A 25,920-nucleotide genomic window follows, 5' to 3' on the forward strand; every position below is an offset into this window, starting at 1 on the left:
TCTCTCAGAGATGGGAAACTGGCGGTGTGACGCCGGGTTGCAGGTAATGTTCAATACGCAGTAACTGGTCGGTCAGTAAAAGCTCGCGATTAAGACCCGTCACGGTTAAAAGCTGTTCGCGGCTCTGGCAAACTTCATGAAGCATCGCGTGAAGAATCGCGCCGGAGAGGCGGTTCGCCAGCGTACTCACCAGTGGCCACGCGTCAGGGTTAGTCAGCAGCGTTGCCCCTTGCTGAATTTTAAGGGCATCCAGCAGCAACGCGGCCAGCCAGTGCAGACGCTCAACGGCACTATCGCTGTTAAGTGTCGGGAGTAAGCTTAGCCAGTCGTTGTTATTCAGCGCCGCTTCGACGGCCCGGCAGAGCGCTTCTCGCTGTGACCAGACGTCAGGTTGCAGCAAGGCCAGCGCCGCCGCGGGCGCGCCGCTACTCAGGCGCAAGGCGGACAGCGCACTTTCAGGTGACGTTGTCACCTCTCGCTCCAGCCAGCTCAGCGCCCATGATTCCTGAGGCACCGCAAGGTGATGAAGACGGCAGCGGCTGCGCAACGTCGCCAGCAATCGTCCCGGATCGCGGCACGAGAGGAAAAACCACGTTTTTTCCGGCGGCTCTTCAAGAGTCTTAAGCAGGGCGTTAGCCGCCGCCTCGGTCAGCAGGGTGGCGTCTTTGAGCAAGACGACCTTAGCGCCACCCAGACGCGCATGTTCGTACAATTTTTCACTAACTTCACGCACGGCATCAATACCCAGCGCGCTCTTGCCCTTCTCAGGCTCAAGGGTGTAGTAGTCAGGATGTGTGCCCGCCTGCATCAGCTGGCAGCCGCGGCACTTACCACAGCTTTTGTGCCCTTCCGGCTGCTGGCACATCAGAAAACGGGTGAGGGCATAAATTAGCGCCTCATCCCCCATCCCTGGCAATGCCTGAATCAGTAACGCATGATGCCCCCGCCCCGCCTGATAGCTGCCGATCAGCTGCTCAAAGTGCGGACGCAACCATGGATACCATTTCATGCCTGCTGCTCCTGTACCCACTGCGTAACGGTCTGCTGGATGTTGTGCGTGACGTCATCCAGCGACTGCGTCGCATCGATGGTACGAATAGCGCTATCCTGTGCCGCCAGCTCAAGATAGCGCGCACGGGTGCGGTTAAAGAAATCAAAGGACTCTTGTTCAATGCGGTCCAGCTCGCCGCGCGCGCGGGCGCGTTTGAGGCCCACTTCCGGCGTAACGTCCAGATAGAGGGTCAGGTCGGGGCGAAAATCACCCAGTACGGCATCGCGCAGCGTTGCCAGCATCGTCTGGTCAATACCGCGTCCCCCGCCCTGGTAGGCCTGAGTCGACAAATCGTGGCGATCGCCGATCACCCATTTACCCTCGGCCAACGCGGGTTTGATCACCGTCTCAACCAGCTGTACGCGCGCCGCGTAGAACATCAACACTTCGGCTTTGTCAGTGATAACTTCGTCGCCAACGGATTTAATATCCAGCACCAGGCTGCGCAGTTTCTCCGCAAGTTGTGTACCGCCCGGCTCGCGGGTGAAGACCATGTCGGCGACGCCAAGCGATTTCAGCGTGTCCACCACTACGTTGCGGGCAGTGGTTTTACCCGCCCCTTCGAGTCCCTCAATGACAATGTATTTACTGCGCATTTTTTTCCTTAAGTGCCTTCAGATAGTCCTGAACAGAGCGATTGTGGCTGGCAAGGTTGGTGTTAAAGGTATGCCCCCCTTTTCCATCAGCCACAAAATAGAGATACGGTGTTTTCGCCGGGTGCGCGGCGGCTTTGAGAGAAGCCTCGCTCGGCGTGGCAATCGGGCCAGGCGGTAAACCGCTAATCACGTAGGTATTATACGCCGTTGGCGTTTCCAGATCTTTTCTGGAAATCTTGCCCGTATAGTTCTCTCCCATGCCGTAGATGACGGTAGGGTCGGTTTGCAGGCGCATACCAATGCGCAGACGATTGATAAATACTGACGCCACCCGATCGCGTTCAGCAGCAACGGCGGTCTCTTTCTCGATAATCGAGGCCATGGTAACAAACTGATTTTGATCTTTATAAGGTAAACCATCCATTCGCCCTTCCCAGGCGGCATCCACGGCGGCGACCATTTTTTTGTGCGCCCGCTTCAGGATCGCCACATCGGTCGTGCCTGCGGTGTACATCCAGGTATCCGGCCAGAACCAGCCCTCTACCCACTCGGGATGCTCAAACTTGAGCACGTCGGCCACCGTCTGGTAGCTGTCGTCCTTCAGGGTATGTTTGATATACGGCGCATCGCGCAGCTGTTTGAGGTAATCGCTCAGGCGCATCCCTTCGACAAAACGCAGCGGGAACTGGGCTTCTTTACCGCTTTCCAGCAGTTGCAGCATCTCTCTGACGGTCATGCCGGGCGTAAAGCGGTAGGTACCAGCCTTGAAGTGAGCTAGGTCAGGCTCAATACGCAATAACCACTGGAACACGCGTGGACGGTTGATGATTTTATCCCCGTAAAGCTGCTCGCCCAGCGCCATCCGCCCGGTACCGGCTTTCAGGGTAAAAATCGTCTCGTCTTTAATCAAGATTTTACTGTTCGCCAGCTGGCGGACTTTCCATACTCCCGCTCCGCCAGCAATGCCCAGCGCAATAATAAGGAGAAGGACAAAACGCAACATTTTCTTCATGACTATCTGGTTTGCTCACATATCGGGGCTAAAAACTGGAACAGCTCGCGCGAAGACCAGCGCTGTTGGTCATACGCACGGACGGCGATAACAGGCATCAACGCATTGCAGATCACAACTTCATCGGCGGTATGTAGCGCGTCTTCTCCTGCGCAAACTTCGACAATGCGAAAGTCTGAACGTGCGAGCTGCTGTAAACAAAACTGGCGCATGATGCCGTTAACGCCAGCCTGCGCCAGCGAAGGCGTAAAGACGTCGCGCCCCTTACGCCAGAGTAAATTAGCCGCACAGCATTCCGTAATGCGCCCTTCACTGTCAAGGACTAGCGCCTCATCGGCGTCCGTCTGTTCAAGATGAGTACGAATAAGCACCTGTTCAAGGCGGTTAAGATGTTTTAGTCCGGCAAGCATCGGGTTTCGCCCCAGCCGCACCGGGCTCAGCGTCAACGTCACGCCCTCTTCACGCCAGCGCGCATAGTGAGCAGGATAAGCTGAAACAGAGAGAATACGTGTTGGATGCGTACAGGCGGCACCGCTGTACCCCCGCCCACCGCTGCCTCGGCTAATGATAACTTTTAAGACACCGCTGGTTTTACCTGACGCCAGCTGACGCATCTCATGTTCAAGAATTTCCCACTGCGTAAAAGGGATCAGTAACGTCTGGCAGGCGTCTTGTAAACGGCGGAGGTGTGCATCAAGCAAGCACACGTCGCCTTCCAGAATACGCGCAGTCGTAAAGCAGCCATCGCCAAACTGCGTCGCCCTGTCGCTTGCCGGCAGCGTGTCTTGCTCAAGGCCATTAATTAAAAACATGGTGGCTCCTTATGCGTGGGCGTTTAGTCTGGCAGGATGCCATGCAACCGACAAGAAGATTAGGCTTAATAAAAAAGGCCCGGCAAGCGGACCTTTTTTTATAGCTTTCGGGCCGTCAGGCTCAGACCTTTTTGAAGATCAGAGAACCATTCGTGCCGCCAAAGCCGAAGGAGTTACACAGGGTGTACTCCATACCGCTAACCTGGCGCGCTTCATGAGGAACGAAGTCCAGATCGCAACCTTCATCCGGGTTATCCAGGTTGATGGTTGGCGGAACAGCCTGATCGCGCAGCGCAAGGATAGAGTAGATGGACTCTACTGCACCCGCAGCACCCAGCAGGTGACCGGTCATAGATTTCGTGGAGCTAACCAGTACGCGGCTGGCAGACTCGCCGAAGATAGACTTCACAGCCTGCGCTTCAGCTTTGTCGCCCGCTGGCGTAGAGGTACCGTGAGCGTTAACGTAGCCAATCTGCGCTGGGGTAATACCCGCATCACGGATCGCGTTTTCCATCGCCAGCGCAGCACCCGCACCGTTCTCCGGAGGAGAGGTCATGTGATAAGCATCGCTGCTCATACCAAAGCCAACGACTTCAGCATAAATTTTCGCACCGCGTTTTTTCGCATGTTCGTACTCTTCCAGCACGAGCATACCTGCGCCGTCACCCAACACGAAACCATCGCGGTCTTTATCCCACGGACGGCTCGCCGCCTGAGGATTATCGTTACGGGTAGAAAGCGCACGCGCTGCACCAAAGCCACCGACACCCAATGGGGTACTGGCTTTTTCAGCACCGCCCGCAACCATAGCATCTGCATCGCCGTACGCAATGATACGCGCGGCCTGGCCGATGTTATGCACGCCAGACGTACACGCGGTAGCGATAGAAATGCTTGGCCCACGCAGGCCGAACATAATGGTCAGGTGACCTGCCACCATGTTAACAATCGTGGACGGAACGAAGAACGGGCTGATCTTACGCGGTCCGCCATTCATCAGCGATGTATGGTTTTCCTCGATCAGGCCAAGACCGCCAATACCGGAGCCGATAGCAGCGCCGATACGGGTTGCGTTCTCTTCCGTAATCTCAAGGCCAGAATCCTGCATGGCCTGAACGCCAGCGACAATTCCATATTGAATGAAGGCATCCATCTTGCGCTGTTCTTTGCGCGAGATGATCTCTTCACAGTTAAAATCCTTTACTAAGCCAGCAAATTTCGTTGCATAGGCGCTAGTATCGAAATGGTCGATTAGGCTGATGCCGCTCTGACCGGCAAGGAGAGCTTTCCAGGTGGACTCTACGGTATTGCCGACAGGAGACAACATGCCAAGTCCGGTCACAACTACACGACGCTTAGACACGTTTGTCCTCCAGGGAGGGATAAAAAAAGAGATTCGTGGGACTAAAAAAGATAAAACTCAGGCGGTCGAATGACCGCCTGGAGATGTTCACTTACGCCTGGTGGCCGTTGATGTAATCAATGGCAGCCTGAACGGTGGTGATTTTCTCAGCTTCTTCGTCCGGAATCTCAGTATCAAACTCTTCTTCCAGAGCCATTACCAGCTCAACGGTGTCAAGAGAATCTGCGCCCAGGTCTTCAACGAAGGAAGCGGAGTTCACAACTTCTTCCTGCTTAACGCCCAGCTGTTCGCCGATAATTTTCTTAACGCGTTCTTCGATAGTGCTCATACTCTTAAATTTCCTATCAAAACTCGCTTTCGCGATGGTTTTCGTAGTGTATAAAATGTTGAAAAATTTGCAACTAAATCCCGGCAGGTCTTACCACGATTTTACGTTATTTTGAGGCCATTTGCCCTAATAACGCAAATATTTTCGATCGTGATTAAACCATGTACATCCCGCCGTTGACGTGGAGGGTCTCACCAGTGATGTAACCCGCTTCGTCAGAGGCTAAAAATGCAACCGCACTGGCGATTTCTTTAGGGTCGCCAAGACGACCCGCCGGAACTGCCGCCAGTGTACCCGCACGCTGCTCATCGGTCAGCGCACGCGTCATGTCCGTTTCAATAAAGCCCGGAGCAACAACGTTTACAGTAATCCCGCGGGACGCGACTTCACGCGCCAGCGATTTACTGAAACCGATCAGACCTGCTTTCGCCGCAGCGTAGTTAGCCTGACCAGCATTTCCCATGGTACCAACCACAGAACCAACAGTGATAATACGACCATGACGCTTTTTCATCATAGCGCGCATTACCGCTTTTGACAGACGGAATACAGATGACAGGTTGGTTTCGATAATATCGTTCCACTCGTCATCTTTCATTCGCATCAGAAGGTTGTCGCGAGTGATCCCGGCATTATTGACCAGAATATCCACTTCACCAAACTCTGCGCGAATATTTTCCAGAACAGATTCGATAGATGCTGGTTCGGTCACATTCAGTACCAGACCTTTACCGTTCGCACCCAGATACTCGCTGATGGCCTGCGCGCCATTCTCGCTGGTTGCTGTACCAATCACCTTCGCGCCGCGCGCAACCAGTGTTTCAGCAATTGCACGCCCGATACCGCGGCTTGCGCCAGTCACCAGGGCGATTTTTCCTTCAAAACTCATGGTATTCCTCTTTTATTGCGAGAGTGCCGCTGACATCGCTTCCGGCTCGTTAATCGCCGAGGCTGTCAGGGTGTCAACAATACGTTTCGTCAGACCGGTGAGGACTTTCCCTGGGCCGACTTCATACAGATGCTCAACGCCCTGAGCGGCCATAAACTCAACGGTTTTGGTCCACTGTACCGGGCTGTAGAGCTGGCGAACCAGTGCGTCGCGGATAGCTTCCGGCGCGGTTTCGCATTTCACATCGACGTTGTTCACAACGGCAATCGTCGGTGCGTTAAACGTAATTTTTTCCAGCTCAACCGCCAGTTTCTCGGCGGCTGGCTTCATTAACGTACAGTGGGACGGCACGCTGACCGGCAGCGGCAGCGCGCGTTTCGCGCCAGCAGCTTTACAGGCAGCACCGGCACGCTCAACCGCTTCTTTATGACCAGCGATAACCACCTGGCCCGGCGAGTTGAAGTTAACCGGTGAAACCACCTGCCCTTCAGCAGATTCTTCACACGCTTTTGCAATCGCAGCATCATCCAGACCGATGATAGCAGACATGCCACCTGTGCCTTCTGGCACCGCTTCCTGCATGAATTTACCGCGCAGTTCCACCAGACGTACGGCGTCAGCAAACGCGATCACACCGGCACAGACCAGCGCTGAGTATTCACCCAGACTATGGCCCGCGAGCAGCGCTGGCGCTTTACCGCCCTGCTGCTGCCAGACACGCCACAGCGCAACGGACGCTGTCAGCAACGCTGGCTGTGTCTGCCAGGTTTTGTTCAGTTCTTCGGCCGGGCCCTGCTGGGTCAGCGCCCATAAATCATAACCCAGTGCATCAGAAGCTTCACGGAAAGTCTCTTCAATGACCGGATAGTGTGCTGCCATTTCAGACAACATCCCAACGGTTTGAGAGCCCTGCCCTGGGAACACAAAAGCAAATTGCGTCATTTTTTATTCCTTATCCTAGAAACGAACCAGCGCGGAACCCCAGGTGAACCCGCCACCGAAGGCTTCAAGCAAGACCAGCTGGCCCCGTTTGATTCGCCCGTCGCGTACCGCTTCATCAAATGCGCACGGTACTGACGCCGCAGAGGTGTTGCCGTGACGATCCAGCGTCACCACAACGTTATCCATCGACATGCCCAGCTTTTTCGCGGTCGCGCTGATGATACGCAGGTTCGCCTGATGCGGCACCAGCCAGTCGAGCGCGGAGCGCTCAAGGTTATTCGCTTCCAGCGTTTCATCAACAATGTGCGCAAGCTCAGTCACCGCCACCTTGAACACCTCGTTCCCTGCCATGGTCAGGTAAATCGAGTTGTCCGGATTAACGCGATCGGCGTTAGGCAGGGTCAAAAGCTCACCGTAGCTGCCATCAGCATGCAGATGCGTAGAGATGATACCCGGCTCTTCGGACTGCCCCAGCAGCACCGCGCCCGCACCATCACCAAAAATAATGATCGTTCCGCGATCGGTTGGATCGCAGGTACGCGCCAGCACGTCAGCACCGATCACCAGCGCATATTTGACGGCTCCGGACTTCACGTACTGATCGGCAACGCTCAGCGCATAGGTAAAACCTGCGCACGCAGCGGCAACGTCAAACGCCGGGCAACCTTTAATGCCGAGCATATTCTGCACCTGGCATGCCGCGCTTGGGAAAGCATGTGTAGCAGACGTCGTGGCCACCACGATCAAACCGATCTGTTCTTTATCAATGCCCGCCATCTCGATAGCACGCTGTGCGGCTTCGTAACCCATGGTGGACACGGTTTCGTCTGGCGCGGCGATACGACGTTCACGGATACCTGTGCGCGTGACAATCCACTCGTCAGACGTATCTACCATTTTTTCCAGATCGGCGTTGGTACGCACTTGTTTTGGCAGGTAGCTGCCGGTACCTAAAATCTTCGTATACATGTACGCTCAGTCACTTTTAGCTAATACAGATTCCAGGCGAGCGGCAATCCGCTGAGGGACTTGTCGCTGCACCGCCTGCACTGCCTGTTCAATGGCGACAGAAAATGCTCGCTGATTGGCGGCGCCATGACTCTTAATCACGATGCCGCGCAATCCTAACAGACAGGCGCCATTATACTGGTCGGGGTTGAGGTGACTGAATCGCCGCGTCAGGCTCTTTTGTAACCAACGCTTCAATAAAATCAGCCACCAGGCGCTTTTTTTGCCCTCTCCCTGTGATTTCAGCAGAGAAAGAAACATCCGCACGACCCCTTCCATGGTCTTCAACGTTACGTTTCCGGTGAAGCCATCGCAGACCAGAACATCCGTTTTACCCGTCAACAACTCATTGGCTTCGAGATAACCAATATAGTTGATGGAGGGAACCTGTTTGAGCAATTCAGCTGCTTCGCGAATGCTGTCCAGGCCTTTGGTCTCTTCTTCACCAATGTTCAGTAACGCAACACGGGGAGTATTGATCCCGACCACTTCTTCTGCCAGCACCGATCCCATTACGGCAAACTGAGCCAGCATTGTACTATCACAATCGACGTTCGCGCCCAAATCGAGCACCACCGTCTTGCCCTTCTGCTGATGCGGCAACACCGTCACCAGCGCCGGGCGCTCAATACCGTCAATCGGTTTGAGCAACAATTTCGCCAGTCCCATCAGCGCGCCGGTATTACCCGCGCTGACGCAAGCCTGGGCTCGTCCTTCTTTCACCAGCTCCAGCGCTATCCGCATCGAGCTGCCGCGGCTATTGCGAATCGCCTGCGAGGGTCGGGCATCACTGGCAATAACTGACTGCGCAGGAATAATCTGCAGACGTGAACGTTGTTCAAAGTCAGCTTTTGCAAGTAATGGCGTGATTGCGTCGGGATTGCCGACTAAAAGAAGAGTGAGTTGCGAATTAGAATTCAGTGCCTGCAATGCTGCAGGCACTGTCACGGAAGGGCCAAAATCTCCCCCCATGACATCTAACGCCAGGGTTAGACGTGTCAAGGTATCGTCGCAGCCTGGTTCGGTAAGTTCCCCGTTTGCACGGGGAGCTCCTCACTAAGCCTAATCACGCTGACGCGTGATTACTTAGTGATAACCTTGCGGCCGCGGTAGAAACCGTCAGCGGTGATGTGGTGACGCAGGTGTTTCTCACCAGAAGTCTTGTCTACAGACAGGCTGGTAACTGCAGTCAGCGCGTCATGGGAACGACGCATGCCACGTTTGGAACGGGTTGGTTTATTCTGTTGTACGGCCATGGACCTTACTCCTCAATTACTTACGCTTTAAGCTGGCTAATACGGCAAATGGGTTTGGTTTTTGCGCTTCATCAGGCAGTTCCCCAAAGACCATGTCCGCCTCGGACACTTCACAGTGTTCAGAATCATGCACCGGAACGACTGGCAAGGAGAGGATGATTTCATCTTCAACCAGAGCCAGAAGATCGATTTCACCGAATTCGTTAACCTCAATCGGCTCATACGCTTCCGGGAGTGCTTCAGCCTGTTCGTCAGAACGAACCGGACTGAAACAATACGTTGTGTGAACATGCTGTACAAACGGTTTCCCGCAACGCTGACACTCGAGCGTTACCGTCACCTTTGCATCACCGGTTAACACGGCGAGGCGCTGGTTGTCGATAGCGAACGACATGGAGCATTCTACATCACTGTCCACACTGACTACGGATTCGGCAATACGCTCAGCCTGATCGGAAGTATAGATACCTTCGTAATCGAGGCGTTTTTGAGCCGTACGTACCGGATCAAGAGTCAGGGGTAATTTTACCTTTTGCATAGGGCGCGCATATTAACTTTGTAACGTCATAGAGTCAAAGAAAAAGGCAACCAGAGCTGCCTTTTGCCAATTATTCGCACACATTGCGGCCTGTAGTTTAAAATGGCTGGCATCGATACGCTATATCTGGTGATAAAAATATGCCAAATCTCGTCCTTGCTTCCACGTCTCCCTACCGCCGAATGCTGCTGGAAAAGCTTGGGATCCCGTTTGAATGCGCTGCTCCAGACGTGGATGAGACGCCACAGCCGGGCGAGTCACCGCGCCATCTGGTGACGCGTCTTGCTAAGGAGAAGGCGCAGTCGCTGGCCGCACGCTATCCTTCGCATTTGATTATAGGCTCGGATCAGGTTTGCGTACTGGACGGCGAAATCACCGGCAAGCCGCATACAGAGGAAAATGCCTGCCAGCAGCTTCTGCGTGCGCGCGGTACTATCGTGACCTTCTATACGGGCCTCGCCCTCTATAACGCCGCGTCAGGCCATCTGCAAACGGAGTGCGAGCCGTTCGACGTACACTTCCGCCATCTCAGCGAGCAAGAGATTATGGATTATGTGCGTCGTGAGCGTCCGCTGAACTGCGCGGGGAGCTTTAAAAGTGAGGGGCTGGGGATTGCGCTGTTCGACAAGCTGGACGGTCGGGATCCGAACACCCTGGTGGGGTTACCGCTGATTGCCTTGTGTCAGATGTTACGGCGAGAAGAGTGTAATCCGCTGACGATGTGACCTTCGCCGGGTGGCGCTGCGTTTACCCGGCCTACAAAACCGTAGGCCCTTGCAAGCGCAGCGCCGCCGGGCAAAATCAGCCGCGCAGAACCTTCAGGCAGCGTTTCAACTGCTCATCCAGCGGCGCTTCAATACGGATGACTTCACCGGTATTTGGGTGGGTAAATTTCAGCGCTGCCGCATGCAGGAACAGACGCGATAGCCCCGTTCCCGCCAGCTGCTTATCAAACTCGCGGTCGCCATAGCGGTCATCAAACGCGATGGGGTGCCCTGCAAACTGCGTATGTACGCGGATCTGGTGGGTACGACCGGTCACAGGACTGCAGCGCACCAGCGTGGCAAACTCATAGCGCTCTTCAACCTTAAACCTCGTCTCAGACGGTTTCCCTTCCTGGCTGACGCGGACAATACGCTCGCCGCTTTGCAGAATGTTCTTCAGCAGCGGCGCCTGCACCACTTTTACATGGGATTGCCACTGGCCGCGCACCAGCGCCAGGTAGTCTTTCTGCATCCCTTTTTCACGCAGCTGTTCATGCAGGGAACGCAGCGCAGAACGTTTTTTCGCTACCAGCAGCACGCCAGAGGTGTCACGGTCGAGACGGTGCACCAGTTCAAGGAAACGCGCTTCCGGGCGCAGCGCGCGGAGCCCTTCAATCACACCGAAGCTCAGGCCGCTACCGCCATGGACTGCCGTTCCTGACGGTTTATTCAGCACCAGAATGTGGTCATCTTCGTAAAGGATGACATCGCTCAGGGCCGCCACTTTCTGTAGCTTCGGTGAAACGGTCTCTTCTTCACGCTCTGCCACGCGCACCGGCGGAATGCGCACTTCATCGCCCGCCTCGAGTTTGTACTCGGGCTTCACGCGTTTTTTGTTCACCCGCACTTCGCCCTTACGCAGGATGCGGTAAATCATGCTCTTTGGCACCCCTTTCAACTGGGTGCGCAAGAAGTTATCGATACGTTGCCCCGCTTCATCTTCGGCGATGGCAACCATTTTTACGGCTGGAGTCTCTGTTTTCATGGTTGGCGATTCTAAATATCGTCAGCCATTAGCGCCACTCATTTTTCTATGCTTATATTTACTTTTATCCGGCCTGCGCCCCGTTTCACGCAATCGATTTGGTGGTTATTAAACCAATCACCACCTTGAGGTGAAGAAACTGTGAGTAACCGGGTGATAATTGGTAAAAGTCATCTTGCTATAACCCGGCGAGCAGTGGAATAATGAGGTCGTTTTCCGCGTTAAATCCGGGTTTTGTAAGGATGTCGACGGAATGACCAATTTTGTCTGACCGATCATCCACGCAGCAATGGCGTAAGACGTATTGATCTTTCAGGCAGTTAGCGGGCTGCGGGTTGCAGTACTTCCCGGTATAAGGATTGTTCTCTGGAGAGTTCTACCCAGGCAATTCCCCTGATAATTGCGCTGTGTTTCCGTATGAAACACAGGCAACCGACACTCTGCGCCTCTTAAGCGAGCGACAACCGTGAGGTTGGCGACGTGAACAGACACGAGGCCATCGGTTCATACCCCGGAAAGCGTCACCTTGCCCGCAGCTTTGTCGTCAATGTAAGAATAACGAGTAAGTTACGATGAAAAGAATGTTAATCAACGCAACTCAGCAAGAAGAGTTGCGTGTCGCCCTTGTGGATGGGCAGCGCCTGTACGATCTGGATATCGAAAGTCCTGGACACGAACAGAAAAAAGCGAACATTTACAAAGGCAAAATCACCCGCATTGAACCAAGCCTTGAAGCTGCATTTGTCGATTACGGTGCTGAGCGTCATGGTTTCCTCCCTCTGAAAGAAATCGCCCGCGAATATTTCCCTGCAAACTACAACGCCCATGGCCGCCCAAACATCAAAGATGTTCTGCGTGAAGGTCAGGAAGTTATCGTTCAGATTGATAAAGAAGAGCGTGGCAACAAAGGTGCCGCACTGACAACCTTTATCAGCCTGGCGGGGAGCTATCTGGTTCTGATGCCTAACAACCCGCGTGCGGGTGGCATCTCGCGCCGTATCGAAGGTGATGACCGTACCGAGCTGAAAGAAGCGCTGGCAAGCCTTGAACTGCCTGACGGCATGGGGCTTATCGTGCGTACCGCAGGCGTCGGCAAATCCGCCGAAGCGCTGCAGTGGGACCTCAGCTTCCGTCTGAAGCACTGGGAAGCCATCCAGAAAGCAGCGGAAAGCCGCCCTGCTCCGTTCCTGATCCACCAGGAAAGCAACGTGATCGTGCGTGCCTTCCGTGACTACCTGCGTCAGGACATCGGTGAGATTCTGATCGATAACCCGAAAGTGCTTGAGCTGGCGCGCCAGCACATCGCCGCGCTGGGCCGTCCGGATTTCACCAGCAAAATTAAGCTCTACACCGGTGAAATCCCGCTGTTCAGCCACTATCAGATCGAATCCCAGATTGAGTCCGCCTTCCAGCGTGAAGTGCGTCTGCCATCCGGCGGTTCTATCGTTATCGATACCACTGAAGCGCTGACCGCTATCGACATCAACTCCGCTCGCGCAACGCGCGGTGGCGATATCGAAGAAACCGCCTTCAACACCAACCTTGAAGCCGCTGATGAAATCGCCCGCCAGCTCCGCCTGCGCGACCTGGGTGGTCTGATTGTTATCGACTTCATCGACATGACCCCTGTACGTCACCAGCGTGCGGTAGAAAACCGTCTGCGCGAAGCGGTGCGTCAGGATCGTGCGCGTATTCAGATTAGCCATATCTCACGCTTTGGCCTGCTGGAGATGTCCCGTCAGCGTCTGAGCCCATCGCTGGGTGAGTCCAGCCATCACGTCTGCCCACGCTGCTCCGGCACCGGTACCGTGCGTGATAACGAATCGCTGTCCCTCTCTATCCTGCGTCTGATTGAAGAAGAAGCGCTGAAAGAGAATACCAAAGAGGTTCACGCGATTGTGCCTGTGCCAATTGCGTCCTACCTGTTGAACGAAAAACGTGCTGCGGTCAGTGCCATTGAAGCACGTCAGGGTGGTGTTCGCTGCATCATCGTGCCAAACGATCAGATGGAAACCCCGCACTACCACGTGCTGCGTGTCCGTAAAGGTGAAGAGACGTCAACGCTCAGCTACCTGCTGCCGAAGCTGCACGAAGAAGAGATGGCCCTGCCATCTGATGACGAGCCAGCAGAGCGTAAGCTGCCAGAGCAGCCTGCGTTAGCGACCTTCATCATGCCAGAAGCCCCACCGGAAGCCGCCCTGGAAAAACCAGCGGCCAAACCTGCGGCGCAGAAACCAGAAGCGACGGCAGCGAAAGCACAGCCAGCGCAGCCGGGTCTGCTGAGCCGCTTCTTCGGCGCGCTGAAGAAGATGTTTGCCGGCGAGGAAGTTCAGCCAGAGCAGCCGAAAGAAGAGCCAAAAGCGGCCAAGCCTGAACGTCAGCAGGACCGCCGTAAGCGTCAGAACAACCGCCGCGACCGTAATGACCGTAGCGATCGTAATGAGCGCAACGAGCGTCGTGACAACCGTGATAACCGCTCTGACAATAACGAAGGCCGTGAGCAACGCGAAGACAACCGTCGCAACCGTCGCGAGAAACAGCAGCAGAATGTTGAAGATCGTGAAATTCGCCAGCAGGCGGGCGATGAGTCTGAGAAGAGCAAACAGCGTGACGACCAGCAGCCGCGCCGTGAACGCAACCGTCGTCGTAACGACGAGAAGCGTCAGGCACAGCAGGAAGTCAAAAACCTGAATCGCGAAGAGCCTGTTGAGCAGCAGGACGGCGAGCAGGAAGAACGTACTCAGGTCATGCCGCGCCGTAAGCAGCGCCAGCTTGCTCAGAAAGTCCGCTTCGCCTCTGAAGCAACCGAAGAGACAGCAAACGTTGCGGTTGAAACTCGCGAGAGCGCAACCGGTACGCAGCTGGCAAAAGTTGACCTGCCAGCGGTCGTTGATAACAATATTGAGCAAGATGAAAACGGTGAAAACCGTGATAACGCCGGTATGCCGCGCCGTTCACGTCGTTCCCCACGTCATCTGCGCGTCAGCGGCCAGCGCCGTCGTCGCTATCGTGACGAGCGGTACCCGACTCAGTCTCCAATGCCGCTGACCGTTGCCTGTGCTTCACCAGAAATGGCTTCCGGCAAAGTCTGGATCCGCTACCCGGTTGCTCGCCCGGAGCAGGTTGTTGAAGAACAGCCGGTAACGGAAGAGGTCATTGCACCTGTAGCAGCGGTAGAAGAGGTCGTGACTGAAACGGCAACCGTGGTTGAACCTCAGGTTGTTGAAACTGAAGCACCTCAGGCCGCGGACGTCGAAACCACGCATCCCGAAGTGATTGCCGCGCCGGTTGATGCCGCACCGCAGCTTATTGCTGAAGAAGATGTCGTGGTGGCTGAGGAAATCGCTGAAGAGGCTGAACCTGTAGCCGCGGTAGAAGAAGCCGCTGAAACCCTCGTCGAAACCACCGCTGAAGAGGTCGTTGAGGACGTTGAGATTCAGGTTGAACCGGTTGTTGAAGAGCCGAAAGCGCCTGAAGTGAAACCTGAGCCGGTTGTCTCTGCGCCAGCCGCTGCCCACGTGGCGACAGCACCAATGACCCGCGCCCCGGCGCCGGATTACGTGCCTGAAGCGCCGCGTCACAGCGACTGGGTTCGCCCGGCCTTCAGCTTCGAAGGTAAAGGCGCAGCCGGTGGTCATAGTGCAACGCATCAGGCGACTGCACCGGCAACGCGTCCACAGTCTGTCGAATAACGACAAACGACACTGAAGTAAAAAGCCGACCCTTGGGTCGGCTTTTTTATGGCTGCTGAACAGGCTTTCTCATCCCGGTCACCTCCGGCATGACCTGCCGCATCAACTCCAGAAATCGCCGCAAGCGTGCCGGATAATAACGGGACCAGGGATAAACCAGATGTACCGGTAGCGCCGCGGGCTGCCACTCGGGCAGCAAATGCACCAGCCGCCCTTCCCGAATATCGTCCTGTACCGTCCAGCTGGATACCACGGCCACGCCAAGGCCGGTCAGTGCCGTATTGCGTGCGACATACAGGCTGTCGGTGCTGAGCCGTGGCGTAATAGCAATCCGCGCGGTGGCGGACGAGGCATCGTGAAAAAGCTCCACGTGGCGCTGGTAGAAAGAGCTGATGGCTATCCAGGGAAACTGCTGCAAATCCTCCGGCGTATTCACCGCCGGGAAGCGGGCCAGCAGTGCCGGAGAAGCTACCACCGAGCGCGGCACCTCCGCCAGCAGTACGGATACGGTTGCCGGATCGACCTCCACGCCCACCCGAATAGCACAGTCAAGGTTGTCGCCGAGGAAATCCGCCGACCGATCGTTGAGCATCCACTCAATCGAAAGCTGCGGATAGCGTTGCAAAAATTCGGTTACGGGTTTCAGAAGCTGATCCTGACCAAACGCGTGCGGCGCCCGCACCCGCAGCACGCCTACAGGCTCATCTTCCGTCTGCCCTACCTCATCCTCCAGCGCCAGCCAGCTGTCAATCACCCGACGGGCGTGCTGATAGCAGCGCTCGCCGTCATCCGTTAGCCGCGTCGTGTGGGTGGTGCGCAACAACAGGCGCACGCCCAGCATGGTTTCAAGCGACTGCAACCGTCGGCTTACCGTGGCCTGGGTTGTTGCCAGCTGCCGCGCCGCCGCAGAGAGCGAACCCGCCTCGACAATGCGGACAAACGTCCGCATTAGCTCTACCCTGTCTATACGCTCAGCTCTTTTCATTGCATTTTCACTTATACGTTCAGCGTATAAGCGTTTTACCACCGGGCCCGCTACCGTCGCAAGGCGTACTGATAAAAAATAGCCGCACACGATGAATGAGGAACAACTTATGAACACAACAACGACTCCCCATGCTGTAAGCCGCTGGGTGATCTTTATGCTGGCTCTGGGGGCTGGCTTCAGCGTGGCATCAATCTATTACGCGCAGCCCCTGCTGCCGCTGATGGGTGCCGACCTGCATTTGAGTATTGAAGGTATGGGCCTGGTGCCAACATTAACGCAGGCAGGCTACGCGCTTGGCATCCTGTTCCTGCTTCCTCTGGGCGATCGCCACGACCGCAGGACGTTAATTTTGATCAAAAGCGCGGCGCTGGCGCTGTTTCTTCTCGGCTGTAGCCTGACCGGGCAGATCCATTCCCTGCTGCTGGCAAGCCTGCTTATCGGCATGGCCGCCACCATGGCACAGGATATCGTCCCTGCCGCGGCCATTCTTGCGCCGGAAGGCAAACAGGGAAAAACCGTAGGTACAGTAATGACCGGGCTGCTGATGGGTATCTTATTATCCAGAACCGTGAGCGGCGTGGTGGGCGAAGCGTTTGGCTGGCGCGTCATGTACCAGCTGGCAGCGGCGAGCATTGCGTTCATCGGGGTAATGATGTGGTTTGTACTTCCCCGTTTTGCCATTCACTCCACGCTGAGCTACCCCGCGCTGATGCGCTCGATGGAACACCTGTGGCGTCGCTACCCGGCGCTGCGCCGCGCGGCGCTGGCTCAGGGTTTCCTGTCGATTGCCTTTAGCGCCTTCTGGTCAACGCTTGCGGTCATGCTGCTGGAACGCTATCACCTGGGTAGTGCCGTCGCAGGTGGTTTTGGTATTGCCGGTGCCGCGGGTGCGTTAGCTGCCCCACTGGCGGGGGGGCTGGCGGACAAACTGGGGGCAGGAAAAGTCACGCAGCTTGGTGCCGTTCTTGTGACCGTCTCTTTCGCCCTGATGTTCCTGATGCCCGCGCTGGGCGTTCATGGACAGCTGATGCTGATCGCCATCTCTGCCGTCGGGTTCGACCTGGGCCTGCAGTCCAGCCTGGTCGCCCATCAGAACCTGGTGTACAGCCTTGAACCGCAGGCGCGTGGTCGTCTCAACGCCCTGCTCTTTACGGTCGTCTTTATCGGGATGGCGCTGGGGTCCGCGTTAGGCAGCAATATCTACTCGCTGGCTGGCTGGACGGGTGTGGTCGCACTGGCCACCGTCTGTGGCGTCATTGCGCTGGTCATCCGTCTGATAGAAAGCGCGCGTGTCGCCTCAGTAACGGCAGAAGTCGCATAAAAAAAATGCCCAATCCAGACGGATTGGGCAGCAAAACATGCCCAGTTTCAAGACATGTTCTAAGAGGTCAAGATGTTATTTGTTCAGCTGGAACAGAGACATGCCCTGCATATCGCTAAACGCTTTATAAGACGCCTGCAAGGCCGCCTGCTGCATGGTGTAAGAGGAAATTGCCGCATTCCAGTCAACGTCCACAAGGTCACTCATTTGCGAAGTCTGTGCGAGTGACCGGTCGTTACTCAGTGTGTTCAGTTTATCCAGTTCGTTAAGTTTGGTACCCAAATCGGCCCGTACAGTTAATACATTATCAAGCGAGTTACGCAACCCCCGGTTCGCAGCATCAATGGCTGCATTTTCCTGATCGACCTTCGCTTGATCGTCTCCGACCGGTGTGTTCAACGAGGTGATAGCATTATCCAGTATCTTGAATAAATTCTTTTCAGGTGTTCCACCACCCGGCTCCGGTGTTGCATTGCTGGTAAACGTGGCGAAAACCTCTGTGCCAGTGTGGCTGATTTGCATATTTCGTGCAGAATCCACCTGTTGGTTAACTGGGGTAGTACCACCGATATAATTGCCGCTGGTTTGGTCAAAAGCGACATTCTCCGTCTTGTACCCTGCGAAGATATATCGTCCATTACCGTCAGTGCTGTTGGCGAGGTTCATAAGCTGATCGCGTATGCCTTGCAGGTCTGTCGCCAGAGATGCCCGATCGCTGTCACTTAATGTCCCATTCCTCGCATAAACGACTTTTTCCTGAGCGCTCTGAATGGCCGTTGTAACCTGTGAAAGGACACTCTCCTCAAGCGATACTTTCTGCGTTGCAAAGGTACGCGCAAGATCGAATTGGCTATTCTGCGCCTGAGCCTGTGATAGAACAATCGCCTGCGACGCCGCGATAGGATCGTCCGACGGACGATTAACGCGCTTACCGGTGGACATTTGTTCCCCGAAATTTAGCCATTTGCTTTGGGAATCGGTGATCCCCCGCATGTTCTGGTCGTACATCATTTGGGTGCTAATACGCATTGTTCACCTCAACCTTAGCGAATATTGATAATTGCGTCGAAGAGCGTACTAGCAGTTTGTAACACCTGCGCGTTGGCAAGGTAATACTGCTGATAACGCTGCAAATTGCCATACTCTTCGTCGAGGTTTACCCCTGAGATGGACTGCTGTTGTTTGGTTAACTGTGTTTCCACATTCGCTTTCGTCTGGCTGCTCACCTTCAGTGACGCCGTTGAGCTACCGACTGTACTGACGAGAGAGGCATACGCATCGTTAAAGGTTTTATTCCCACCCACAACTTTCGCGTTTTGAAGATCAAGCAGTTTCTGGCCATTACGGTTATCACTTTCGCCGCCGTTCTGCACTGACGCCATCGCCAGTTTGGACTCGTCGCTGATCGCCAGATCCATGTTCATGATGACGTCGGAAACCGGCTTCACGGTAAAGCTGTCTTTGGTATTTGCCGTGCCGCTCACGTTGACGTTAAGACCATCAAACGACAGGTTGCCGCTGGCATCCGGGCTCATCGTAAAGCTGGTTTTGTCTGATGTACGGGTGATCGTCCAGTCAGTGCCGTTGAACTGCAGCTTATAGTCTGTCGCCTGGACCTGTTTGCTGTCGGTCACAGAGGCCGTAACAACCGCCGATCCGCCGTTCTTGCTGTTGGACAGCACCGCCGGAGAACCAAAGTTGAACAGCTTACCGCCCGCATCACCGTTAGCGTCAAAGCCGGCTTCATGCTGCGTGTTCATCGAATCGGCAAAGGCCAGCGCCATCTGGTTCAGGGTGTTACGAGCTTTATCCAGATCTTCCGTGCGGAAGGTCAGTAAACCGCCCAAAGAACCGGTGGTGATCATCTTTTCCGGGATCTCTACGTTCCCGGCCACGTCATCGACATAGGCCACGGTGGTACGGGACGGATCGGCGCTGGACTTCACGGCCGCCAGCTGGTTAGCTTTGCTGCCCTGCACCAGGCTGTAACCGTTGCCGAAAGAGATGTTATACGTGCCGCTATCCTGAACAGACACTTCCACGCCGACGATTTTGTTCAGCTCAGTGACGAGCTGATCGCGCTGGTCAAGCAGATCGTTAGGCGATGCGCCCGCACCGACGCCGGTCAGACGGGAAATCTGATCGTTCAGATTGGCAATCTGTTTGGCATAGTTGTTGATCTGAGAAACGCTGGTTGAAATCGCGGTGTTCACCTGCGTATCCTGGTCACGAAGATACTGATCGTTGGTTTTGAACTGATTGACCAGACCGCCCGCTTTACCCAGCACCGTCTGACGCGCCGCCGGATCTTCCGCGTTGCTCACCAGGGTTTGCAGGCTTTTGAAGAAGTCCTGCAGCGTGGTGGAGAGCGAGTTGGTGGTATCGGAGAGCACATCGTCGATTTTTGACATCTGCTGATAGCGCGTCGTCAGGCCGCTGCTCTGCGTCTGTGCGGCGCGCAGCTGATTGGTGATGAAGGCGTCATACTCACGCTGGACACCGGAGACATACACCCCGTTACCCACCCAGCCACCGCCGGTCAGCGTGCTGTTAGATGCGCCCAGCACCGTGGTCTGGCGGGTATAGCCTGCCACGTTATAGCTTGAAATATTATTACTGACGGTATTGAGTGCCGACTGCGCAGCACTGAGGCCACTCATGGCGCTGTTAATCAAACTGGACATGGGGGTTCCTTTTATACGTTCAGACACGAGTCCTGATGAAGGTTATCGGCAACCTCCACCGGGACTTGAGAACTTTCAGAACAGATTTTCAATATCTGTGCTATAGGCTTTGCTGACCTTCTCGCCCATGGATTTCAGCTGCTGGATCATGCTGGTGAGCTTGCGCGCATAGTTCGGGTCGGTCGCGTAGCCCGCGTTTTGCAGCGCCTGAGCGCCCTGCTCCGCCGTCGCCGCCTGCGTCACGGCGGTATAGCGCGGATTTCGGCTCAGCAGGCCAACATAATCGGACAAGGCTTCCAGATACGAGCTGTAGACGCGGAATTTGGCTTTCACCTTCACCGCCGCACCGTTCTCGTATTCGGTGGTTGTGATCTCCGTGGTTGGCCCCTTCCAGCTGGAGGTGGCCTTCACGCCGAAGATGTTGAAGCTCGGCTCGCCGTTTTCCTTGCGGATCTGGCGCTGACCCCAGCCCGACTCCAGCGCGGCCTGCGCCAGAATCAGGTGATGCGGCACGCCGCTCTGTTCGCTGGCAAGGCGCGCAGGCAGAGAAAGCTGCGCCAGGAAGTCTTTGCTGTCACCGGAGAGCGGCTCATCGCCGCTGCCCGTGGCTTTCGGCATGGCTTTACGCACCATTTGCGTCAGAGCCTGGTTCTGATAGCTGGTCACCGTTTCCAGGTCGAACTTCATCGGTACCTGCTGCGGCTGATCCTGAGGCTGAATGCCCTGTGCGGCTTCGGTCTGCTTGACAATCATGTCAGCCAGACCAAGGCCTTTCCCGGCTGTCATCTGCTGCGCAATCTGCTGGTCATACATGCTGGTGTAGAGACGCGTTGAATCACTGCTGAACATCCCGTCTTTCGGCAGGGTTTCACGCATGCTCTTCAGCATCATCTGTACAAACATTCCTTCCACCTGGCGGGCGACCGGGCGGATATTCGCCGCCGGGTCTTTACCTGCTTTGGTTTTCAGTTCGTTGAGCGACTGGGCGTCCCAGGCTGCACTGGTCAACAATTTGCTATCGGTCAGCATTAAATGATTTCCAGTTTGGCGCGCAGGCAGCCCGCGCTTTGCATGGATTGCAGAATGGACATCAGATCCATCGGCGTTGCGCCCAGGGCGTTCAGGGCGCGCACCACGCTGTTCAGGTTGGCGCTTGATCGCACGCTCTGTAAAGACCCACCGCTCTGACGTAAATCAATCTGCGTTTGCGGGGTTACCACCGTCTGACCACCGCCAAACGGCGTGTCCGGCTGGCTGACGTTAGCGGAGCGGTTCACCGTCACCGACAGGTTCCCCTGCGCCACGGCACAGCTGTCGAGCGACACTTCCCGGTTCATCACCACCGAGCCGGTACGGGAGTTGATGATCACCTTCGCATCCTGGACCGGAACGTTCACTTCCATATTCTGGATATCGGCCAGCATGCGCACCTGATTGCTGCTGCCGGTGGAGGTACGGATCTGCACGGTGCGCGCATCGAGTGCCGTGGCATTACCGTAGCCGCGGCTGCGGTTGATGGTATCGGCAATCTGCTGCGCCATCGTGAAGTCTTCATTATTGAGCTGCAGGTTGATGGTGTTGCCCGCGCCAAACTGGGTCGGCAGTTCACGCTCAATGATCGCCCCGTTGGTAATCCGTCCGCCGTTGAGCTGGTTCACCTGCACGCTGCTTCCGCCTGCGGATGCACCCGCACCGCCGACCAGAATGTTCCCCTGCGCCAGCGCATAAACCTGGCTGTCGACGCCTTTCAGCGGAGTCATCAGCAGCGTACCGCCGCGCAGGCTTTTGGCGTTACCCATTGAGGAGACTACCACGTCAATGGTCTGTCCCTGACGCGCAAACGCCGGGTAGGACGCGGTGACCATTACTGCCGCCACGTTTTTCAGCTGCATGTTAGTTCCCGCCGGCACGGTAATGCCGAGCTGGGAAAGCATGTTGTTCAGACTTTGGGTGGTAAAGGGGGTCTGGGTCGTCTGGTCACCGGTACCGTCCAGCCCCACCACCAGGCCATAGCCAATCAGCGAGTTTTCACGCACGCCCTGAACGCTGGTGAGATCGCGAATACGGTCAGCCTGGGCAAACGTTGCCACCAGCGCGAGCGCCACGGCGAAGATCGATTTAAACATGGGTCACCTCGCTTACATCGGCGATAAGTTAAGGAAGAAGCGCTGCAGCCAACCCATATTCTGCGCTTCATTAATGTAGCCGTTACCGACGTACTCAATGCGCGCATCCGCCACCTGGGTGGACGGAACGGTGTTGGTGCCGCTGATGGTGCGAGGGTTAACCACGCCCGAGAAGCGAATGAATTCAGTGCCCTGGTTGATGGCGATCTGTTTTTCACCCACCACGTGTAAGTTGCCGTTAACCAGTACCTGGTCAACCGTGACCGTCAGCGTGCCGCTGAAGGTGTTGCTGGCGTTCGCGCCACCTTTACCGTTAAAGGTGTTGCCGCCAGAGGCATCGACATCAGCACGCGCGTTGCCGAACAGTCCCTGCAGGTAGCGCGGAACGGTATCGAAGCCAAAATTCGTTTTGCCATCGCGGCTGGCGTTCGCCGACGAGCTCTTGCTCGCGCTGACGTTTTCCTGCAGCACAATGGTCAATGTATCGCCGACGTTACGCGGGCGGCGATCTTCAAACAGCGGCTGATAGCCGTAATTAATCGGCTGCGCGGTCTGGAAAATGGAGCCGTTGACTACTGGCGCAGGGCCAGGAACGGGTTGGGCAGTCGTCGCACCCTGGACCAAAGGTTTAGACGGGATCCAGGCACACCCGCTGAGGGTGACGGCCAGAACAGTCAGTATCGGATAACGAAACGCCGCGTTTTTTTGCATTGCCTTCATCTTCGAAAACAGGGAGCCGGCGCGGCGTTTACCGCACCGGACTACACCTTAGAGTTGCGTCAGTTTCTGCAGCATCTGGTCGGTCGTCGACACTGCTTTACTGTTAATTTCATACGCGCGCTGAACCTGGATCATATTCACCAGCTCTTCCGCCACGTTCACGTTGGAGGTTTCAACATAGCCCTGATACAGCAGGCCCGCGCCGTTCAGGCCCGGGGTGCTCTCATTTGGCGTACCGGAGGATTGCGTCTCGGTGTAGAGGTTCTCACCAATGCTTTCCAGACCGGTATCGTTCATGAAGGTGGTCAGGTTGAGCTGCCCAACCTGAACCGGCGCAGCCTGCCCCTGCTGGGTTACGCTGACCACACCGTCACGTCCGATAGTAATGCTCAGGGCGTTCGCCGGGATGGTAATCGCAGGCTGAACCTGGAAACCGCCCGCCGTCACCAGCTGGCCGTTCTGATCGACCTGGAACGAGCCGTCGCGGGTGTAGGCAGAAGTCCCATCAGGCAGTTGCACCTGGAAGAAGCCCTGGCCTTTGATCGCCACGTCTTTGCTGTTGTTGGTCTGAGACAGGTTGCCCTGGCTGTGCAGACGCTCGGTCGCCACCGGACGAACACCGGTACCGATCTGCAGGCCCGATGGCAGCGTCGTCTGTTCAGAAGACTGCGCGCCCGGCTGGCGGATGGTTTGATAAAGCAAATCTTCGAAAACGGCGCGCTGACGCTTGAAACCATTGGTGCTCACGTTTGCCAGGTTGTTGGCAATCACGTCCATATTGGTTTGCTGGGCGTCCAGGCCAGTTTTCGCGATCCATAAAGAACTGATCATAAGGAATCCTGTTAGCTCATAGCCAGAAGTTGGTTAGCCTTGCCCGCGTTTTCATCGACGCTGCTGATGATCTTCATCTGCATTTCAAAACGACGGGCGCTGGCGATCATGTCGGTCATGGCTTCGACCGGCTTGACGTTACTGCCTTCCAGAACACCGGACATCACGCGGATGCTCGGATCGGCCTGTAAGGTGGCACCCCGCGTCGCCTGCGCCGCCTGGGTCAGACGGAACATGCCGTCGTCGCCACGCTGCACCTCTTTGCCTTCCGCCTTAACCAGCTTCAGACGACCGACGGGCGCAACGGTATTGGCCGGGTCGCCCGGGTTGAGCGCCGAAATGGTGCCGTCCGCAGCGATAGTCAGCTCAGAGCCTTCCGGTACGGTCAGCGGACCCGCTTCCCCCATCACCGGATGCCCCTGAATCGTCAGCTGGCCCGTCGCGCTCACCTGGATGTTCCCGTTACGGGTATAGCCTTCGCTACCGTCCGCCGTTTGCACCGCCAGCCAGCCGTCCTGCTGCAGAGCCACGTCCAGCGGGCGTGAGGTGTAATCCATCTGCCCTGGCGTCATATCGGCGCCAGGGGTTGATGCGGTCACCAGCGTACGGGTCGGCAGGGAAAGTCCTTCTACCGGCACCGCGCGCAGCGCATTAAGCTGCGCGCGAAAGCCCGGCGTGGAGGCGTTTGCCAGGTTGCTGGCGGTAACGGCCTGCTGATTGAGCGTCTGACTTGCCGCGCCCATCGCGGTATATATTGCGTGATCCATTGCGCTTTCCTGTTAGCCGCTTAACGCAGGTTAACCAGCGTGTTGAGGATCTGATCCTGAGTTTTGATGGTCTGCGCGTTCGACTGATAGTTACGCTGCGCGACGATCATGTTCACCAGCTCTTTACTCAGATCGACGTTAGAGGCTTCCAGCGCACCGTTGGTCAGCGTGCCGAAGTTACCGCTTCCGGCAGTACCCAGCAGCGCCACGCCGGAGGACTGGGTGGCAGACCAGACGTTGTCGCCTTCCGATTTCAGACCTTCGTTGTTGGCGAAGTTTGCCAGCACGATCTGGCCCAGAACCTGGGTCTGTTCATTGGAATAGTTACCGACCACAGTGCCGTCGTCATTGATTTGGTAGCTCACCAGGTCGCCTGGTTTAAAACCATTCTGGCTGGTCGCGACGATATTGTTCGCACCGGTGTTCTGCTGCATGGAGTTAGCAAAACTCATGGCGAAGGTCGCTGGCGTCGCACCTGGGATGGTCGCGGTAGTGATGTTGATATTTCCACCACCGGTCAGCGTACCGTTATTATCGAAGGTCAGCGTGGTGGCCAGTGCCGCCGTGCTGCCTGCGACGCTACCGTCCTGGGCATACACTTTCCAGGAGTTAGCCGGGGTCGCATCTTTGACATAAAACAGGTTCATGTTGTGCGCATTACCCTGGCTATCAAAGACGGTCACCGTACCTTTTTTGTTGTACGTGTCCGGGTTAGCCGGATCAAAGGCGGTGGTCGGCGCGGTATCGGTGGAATTCAGGTTAATCTGCTGGGAAGCCGTGGTGGTGGACTTCGCGGCCATCAACGTGGTTGGGATATTAATGACCTGTGGGTTCGCCCCGGTCTGAACCGTTGATGGCGTCCCGGCAACCGGATACCCCGTTAACTGCATCCCCTGCATGTTCACCAGGTTACGGTTTTCATCCAGCTTGAACTGGCCGTTACGGCTGTAGAACACAGAGCCGTTGGAGTCGACCATACGGAAGAAACCGTTCTGGCTGATGGCAACGTCCAGGCCACGACCGGTGTTGGTGGTGGTGCCGTCGCTAAAGTCCTGCGTGATGCCCGCAACTTTCACGCCCAGGCCGACTTTGGAACCGGCAAACATGTCTGCAAAGGAAGCAGAACCGGATTTAAAACCATAGGTCGCGGAGTTGGCGATGTTGTTGCCAATGACGTCCAGGTTGGTGGCCGCAGCATTCAGGCCGCTGACCGCTTGAGAAAAGGCCATGACTTACTCCTGATAAGT

Annotated in this window: 25 protein-coding genes; 3 read left to right on the plus strand and 22 right to left on the minus strand. The window is 56.0% G+C overall.

Annotated features, from left to right (window positions below; all coding sequences use genetic code 11):
* Positions 1–4: 4 nt before the first annotated feature.
* From holB to yceD, 12 genes are all read right to left on the minus strand, one after another.
* Positions 5–1,009, minus strand: coding sequence for a DNA polymerase III subunit delta' (holB, locus tag ACOTXT_RS12570; protein ID WP_008500790.1), 1,005 nt, complete (start codon positions 1,007–1,009; stop codon positions 5–7).
* Positions 1,006–1,647 (minus strand): dTMP kinase, encoded by a 642-nt coding sequence (tmk, locus tag ACOTXT_RS12575; protein WP_008500791.1) that lies wholly within the window; start codon positions 1,645–1,647, stop codon positions 1,006–1,008. The genes holB and tmk overlap by 4 nt, the downstream gene beginning before the upstream one ends.
* Positions 1,637–2,659, minus strand: coding sequence for a cell division protein YceG (gene yceG, locus ACOTXT_RS12580; RefSeq protein ID WP_333164378.1), 1,023 nt, complete (start codon positions 2,657–2,659; stop codon positions 1,637–1,639). Before yceG ends, tmk begins: the two co-directional genes overlap by 11 nt.
* Before the next feature lie 2 nt (positions 2,660–2,661).
* Complete coding sequence (pabC, locus tag ACOTXT_RS12585) at positions 2,662–3,471, minus strand: aminodeoxychorismate lyase (protein WP_039024713.1); 810 nt, start codon at positions 3,469–3,471, stop codon at positions 2,662–2,664.
* 121 nt (positions 3,472–3,592) lie between these two features.
* The gene (gene fabF / locus ACOTXT_RS12590) at positions 3,593–4,834 is read right to left on the minus strand and encodes a beta-ketoacyl-ACP synthase II (protein WP_008500794.1); all 1,242 of its coding nucleotides are present in this window, start codon (positions 4,832–4,834) and stop codon (positions 3,593–3,595) included.
* A 91-nt stretch (positions 4,835–4,925) separates the two neighbouring features.
* Complete coding sequence (gene acpP, locus ACOTXT_RS12595; protein ID WP_003857954.1) at positions 4,926–5,162, minus strand: acyl carrier protein; 237 nt, start codon at positions 5,160–5,162, stop codon at positions 4,926–4,928.
* 154 nt (positions 5,163–5,316) lie between these two features.
* Complete coding sequence (gene fabG / locus ACOTXT_RS12600) at positions 5,317–6,051, minus strand: 3-oxoacyl-ACP reductase FabG (protein ID WP_008500795.1); 735 nt, start codon at positions 6,049–6,051, stop codon at positions 5,317–5,319.
* Between the two features lie 12 nt (positions 6,052–6,063).
* A complete protein-coding gene (gene fabD, locus ACOTXT_RS12605) occupies positions 6,064–6,993 on the minus strand; it encodes an ACP S-malonyltransferase (RefSeq protein WP_421625319.1) in 930 nt (309 codons plus the stop codon).
* A 15-nt stretch (positions 6,994–7,008) separates the two neighbouring features.
* On the minus strand, positions 7,009–7,962 hold the full coding sequence (locus tag ACOTXT_RS12610) for a beta-ketoacyl-ACP synthase III (protein ID WP_008500797.1): 954 nt from the start codon (positions 7,960–7,962) through the stop codon (positions 7,009–7,011).
* A 6-nt stretch (positions 7,963–7,968) separates the two neighbouring features.
* A complete protein-coding gene (gene plsX / locus ACOTXT_RS12615; protein ID WP_021240758.1) occupies positions 7,969–9,003 on the minus strand; it encodes a phosphate acyltransferase PlsX in 1,035 nt (344 codons plus the stop codon).
* 80 nt (positions 9,004–9,083) lie between these two features.
* Entirely contained in the window at positions 9,084–9,257 is a 174-nt protein-coding gene (gene rpmF / locus ACOTXT_RS12620) for a 50S ribosomal protein L32 (protein ID WP_003857964.1), read from the minus strand.
* Positions 9,258–9,273: 16 nt separating this feature from the next.
* Positions 9,274–9,795 (minus strand): 23S rRNA accumulation protein YceD, encoded by a 522-nt coding sequence (gene yceD / locus ACOTXT_RS12625; RefSeq protein ID WP_021240759.1) that lies wholly within the window; start codon positions 9,793–9,795, stop codon positions 9,274–9,276.
* Positions 9,796–9,935: 140 nt separating this feature from the next.
* On the opposite strand from yceD, the gene ACOTXT_RS12630 reads away from it, so the two are divergent.
* Positions 9,936–10,520: a Maf family protein gene (locus tag ACOTXT_RS12630; RefSeq protein ID WP_032622831.1), complete on the plus strand. Its 585-nt coding sequence runs from the start codon at positions 9,936–9,938 to the stop codon at positions 10,518–10,520.
* Positions 10,521–10,596: 76 nt separating this feature from the next.
* On the opposite strand, the gene rluC is transcribed toward ACOTXT_RS12630, so the two are convergent.
* Positions 10,597–11,544 carry a 23S rRNA pseudouridine(955/2504/2580) synthase RluC gene (gene rluC / locus ACOTXT_RS12635; protein ID WP_021240761.1) on the minus strand — a complete coding sequence of 316 codons (948 nt, stop codon included), beginning with the start codon at positions 11,542–11,544 and terminating at the stop codon, positions 10,597–10,599.
* Positions 11,545–12,116: 572 nt separating this feature from the next.
* Between rluC and rne the strand changes: the two genes are divergently transcribed.
* Positions 12,117–15,236 (plus strand): ribonuclease E, encoded by a 3,120-nt coding sequence (gene rne, locus ACOTXT_RS12640; protein WP_055321341.1) that lies wholly within the window; start codon positions 12,117–12,119, stop codon positions 15,234–15,236.
* A gap of 46 nt (positions 15,237–15,282) precedes the next feature.
* Here the strand turns inward: rne and ACOTXT_RS12645 are convergent, their stop codons facing one another.
* Entirely contained in the window at positions 15,283–16,185 is a 903-nt protein-coding gene (locus ACOTXT_RS12645) for a LysR family transcriptional regulator (protein WP_008500803.1), read from the minus strand.
* A 145-nt stretch (positions 16,186–16,330) separates the two neighbouring features.
* Here ACOTXT_RS12645 and ACOTXT_RS12650 point away from each other — a divergent pair, with 145 nt between their 5' ends.
* Positions 16,331–17,545 carry an MFS transporter gene (locus ACOTXT_RS12650; protein ID WP_008500804.1) on the plus strand — a complete coding sequence of 405 codons (1,215 nt, stop codon included), beginning with the start codon at positions 16,331–16,333 and terminating at the stop codon, positions 17,543–17,545.
* A 75-nt stretch (positions 17,546–17,620) separates the two neighbouring features.
* On the opposite strand, the gene flgL is transcribed toward ACOTXT_RS12650, so the two are convergent.
* From flgL to flgE, 8 genes are all read right to left on the minus strand, one after another.
* Complete coding sequence (flgL, locus tag ACOTXT_RS12655) at positions 17,621–18,574, minus strand: flagellar hook-associated protein FlgL (RefSeq protein ID WP_023292790.1); 954 nt, start codon at positions 18,572–18,574, stop codon at positions 17,621–17,623.
* Between the two features lie 14 nt (positions 18,575–18,588).
* A complete protein-coding gene (flgK, locus tag ACOTXT_RS12660) occupies positions 18,589–20,229 on the minus strand; it encodes a flagellar hook-associated protein FlgK (protein ID WP_021240766.1) in 1,641 nt (546 codons plus the stop codon).
* A gap of 75 nt (positions 20,230–20,304) precedes the next feature.
* Positions 20,305–21,258 carry a flagellar assembly peptidoglycan hydrolase FlgJ gene (gene flgJ, locus ACOTXT_RS12665; RefSeq protein ID WP_021240767.1) on the minus strand — a complete coding sequence of 318 codons (954 nt, stop codon included), beginning with the start codon at positions 21,256–21,258 and terminating at the stop codon, positions 20,305–20,307.
* The gene (locus ACOTXT_RS12670; protein ID WP_008500808.1) at positions 21,258–22,355 is read right to left on the minus strand and encodes a flagellar basal body P-ring protein FlgI; all 1,098 of its coding nucleotides are present in this window, start codon (positions 22,353–22,355) and stop codon (positions 21,258–21,260) included. The genes flgJ and ACOTXT_RS12670 overlap by 1 nt, the downstream gene beginning before the upstream one ends.
* A 12-nt stretch (positions 22,356–22,367) precedes the next feature.
* Positions 22,368–23,066, minus strand: a complete 699-nt coding sequence (gene flgH, locus ACOTXT_RS12675; RefSeq protein ID WP_008500809.1) for a flagellar basal body L-ring protein FlgH — start codon at positions 23,064–23,066, stop codon at positions 22,368–22,370.
* Positions 23,067–23,123: 57 nt separating this feature from the next.
* Entirely contained in the window at positions 23,124–23,906 is a 783-nt protein-coding gene (gene flgG / locus ACOTXT_RS12680) for a flagellar basal-body rod protein FlgG (protein WP_008500810.1), read from the minus strand.
* Positions 23,907–23,917: 11 nt separating this feature from the next.
* Complete coding sequence (locus tag ACOTXT_RS12685) at positions 23,918–24,673, minus strand: flagellar basal body rod protein FlgF (RefSeq protein ID WP_008500811.1); 756 nt, start codon at positions 24,671–24,673, stop codon at positions 23,918–23,920.
* Between the two features lie 20 nt (positions 24,674–24,693).
* Positions 24,694–25,902 carry a flagellar hook protein FlgE gene (flgE, locus tag ACOTXT_RS12690; RefSeq protein ID WP_008500812.1) on the minus strand — a complete coding sequence of 403 codons (1,209 nt, stop codon included), beginning with the start codon at positions 25,900–25,902 and terminating at the stop codon, positions 24,694–24,696.
* Positions 25,903–25,920: the final 18 nt, after the last annotated feature.

Source organism: Enterobacter cloacae complex sp. IR5422 (assembly GCF_049238165.1).
In the GTDB taxonomy this organism is placed as follows: Bacteria; Pseudomonadota; Gammaproteobacteria; order Enterobacterales; family Enterobacteriaceae; genus Enterobacter; species Enterobacter roggenkampii.

Excerpts from the sequence above, each read along its gene's own strand:
- pabC (WP_039024713.1), bottom strand. The coding sequence starts at position 3,471 with ATGTTTTTAATTAATGGCCTTGAGCAAGACACGCTGCCGGCAAGCGAC.
- ACOTXT_RS12670 (WP_008500808.1), bottom strand. The coding sequence starts at position 22,355 with ATGTTTAAATCGATCTTCGCCGTGGCGCTCGCGCTGGTGGCAACGTTT.
- rluC (WP_021240761.1), bottom strand. The coding sequence starts at position 11,544 with ATGAAAACAGAGACTCCAGCCGTAAAAATGGTTGCCATCGCCGAAGAT.
- ACOTXT_RS12650 (WP_008500804.1), top strand. The coding sequence starts at position 16,331 with ATGAACACAACAACGACTCCCCATGCTGTAAGCCGCTGGGTGATCTTT.
- ACOTXT_RS12630 (WP_032622831.1), top strand. The coding sequence starts at position 9,936 with ATGCCAAATCTCGTCCTTGCTTCCACGTCTCCCTACCGCCGAATGCTG.
- flgL (WP_023292790.1), bottom strand. The coding sequence starts at position 18,574 with ATGCGTATTAGCACCCAAATGATGTACGACCAGAACATGCGGGGGATC.
- acpP (WP_003857954.1), bottom strand. The coding sequence starts at position 5,162 with ATGAGCACTATCGAAGAACGCGTTAAGAAAATTATCGGCGAACAGCTG.
- ACOTXT_RS12685 (WP_008500811.1), bottom strand. The coding sequence starts at position 24,673 with ATGGATCACGCAATATATACCGCGATGGGCGCGGCAAGTCAGACGCTC.
- rne (WP_055321341.1), top strand. The coding sequence starts at position 12,117 with ATGAAAAGAATGTTAATCAACGCAACTCAGCAAGAAGAGTTGCGTGTC.
- tmk (WP_008500791.1), bottom strand. The coding sequence starts at position 1,647 with ATGCGCAGTAAATACATTGTCATTGAGGGACTCGAAGGGGCGGGTAAA.
- flgH (WP_008500809.1), bottom strand. The coding sequence starts at position 23,066 with ATGCAAAAAAACGCGGCGTTTCGTTATCCGATACTGACTGTTCTGGCC.
- fabG (WP_008500795.1), bottom strand. The coding sequence starts at position 6,051 with ATGAGTTTTGAAGGAAAAATCGCCCTGGTGACTGGCGCAAGCCGCGGT.
- flgG (WP_008500810.1), bottom strand. The coding sequence starts at position 23,906 with ATGATCAGTTCTTTATGGATCGCGAAAACTGGCCTGGACGCCCAGCAA.
- yceG (WP_333164378.1), bottom strand. The coding sequence starts at position 2,659 with ATGAAGAAAATGTTGCGTTTTGTCCTTCTCCTTATTATTGCGCTGGGC.
- rpmF (WP_003857964.1), bottom strand. The coding sequence starts at position 9,257 with ATGGCCGTACAACAGAATAAACCAACCCGTTCCAAACGTGGCATGCGT.
- flgK (WP_021240766.1), bottom strand. The coding sequence starts at position 20,229 with ATGTCCAGTTTGATTAACAGCGCCATGAGTGGCCTCAGTGCTGCGCAG.
- fabD (WP_421625319.1), bottom strand. The coding sequence starts at position 6,993 with ATGACGCAATTTGCTTTTGTGTTCCCAGGGCAGGGCTCTCAAACCGTT.
- flgJ (WP_021240767.1), bottom strand. The coding sequence starts at position 21,258 with ATGCTGACCGATAGCAAATTGTTGACCAGTGCAGCCTGGGACGCCCAG.
- yceD (WP_021240759.1), bottom strand. The coding sequence starts at position 9,795 with ATGCAAAAGGTAAAATTACCCCTGACTCTTGATCCGGTACGTACGGCT.
- holB (WP_008500790.1), bottom strand. The coding sequence starts at position 1,009 with ATGAAATGGTATCCATGGTTGCGTCCGCACTTTGAGCAGCTGATCGGC.
- flgE (WP_008500812.1), bottom strand. The coding sequence starts at position 25,902 with ATGGCCTTTTCTCAAGCGGTCAGCGGCCTGAATGCTGCGGCCACCAAC.
- ACOTXT_RS12610 (WP_008500797.1), bottom strand. The coding sequence starts at position 7,962 with ATGTATACGAAGATTTTAGGTACCGGCAGCTACCTGCCAAAACAAGTG.
- ACOTXT_RS12645 (WP_008500803.1), bottom strand. The coding sequence starts at position 16,185 with ATGCGGACGTTTGTCCGCATTGTCGAGGCGGGTTCGCTCTCTGCGGCG.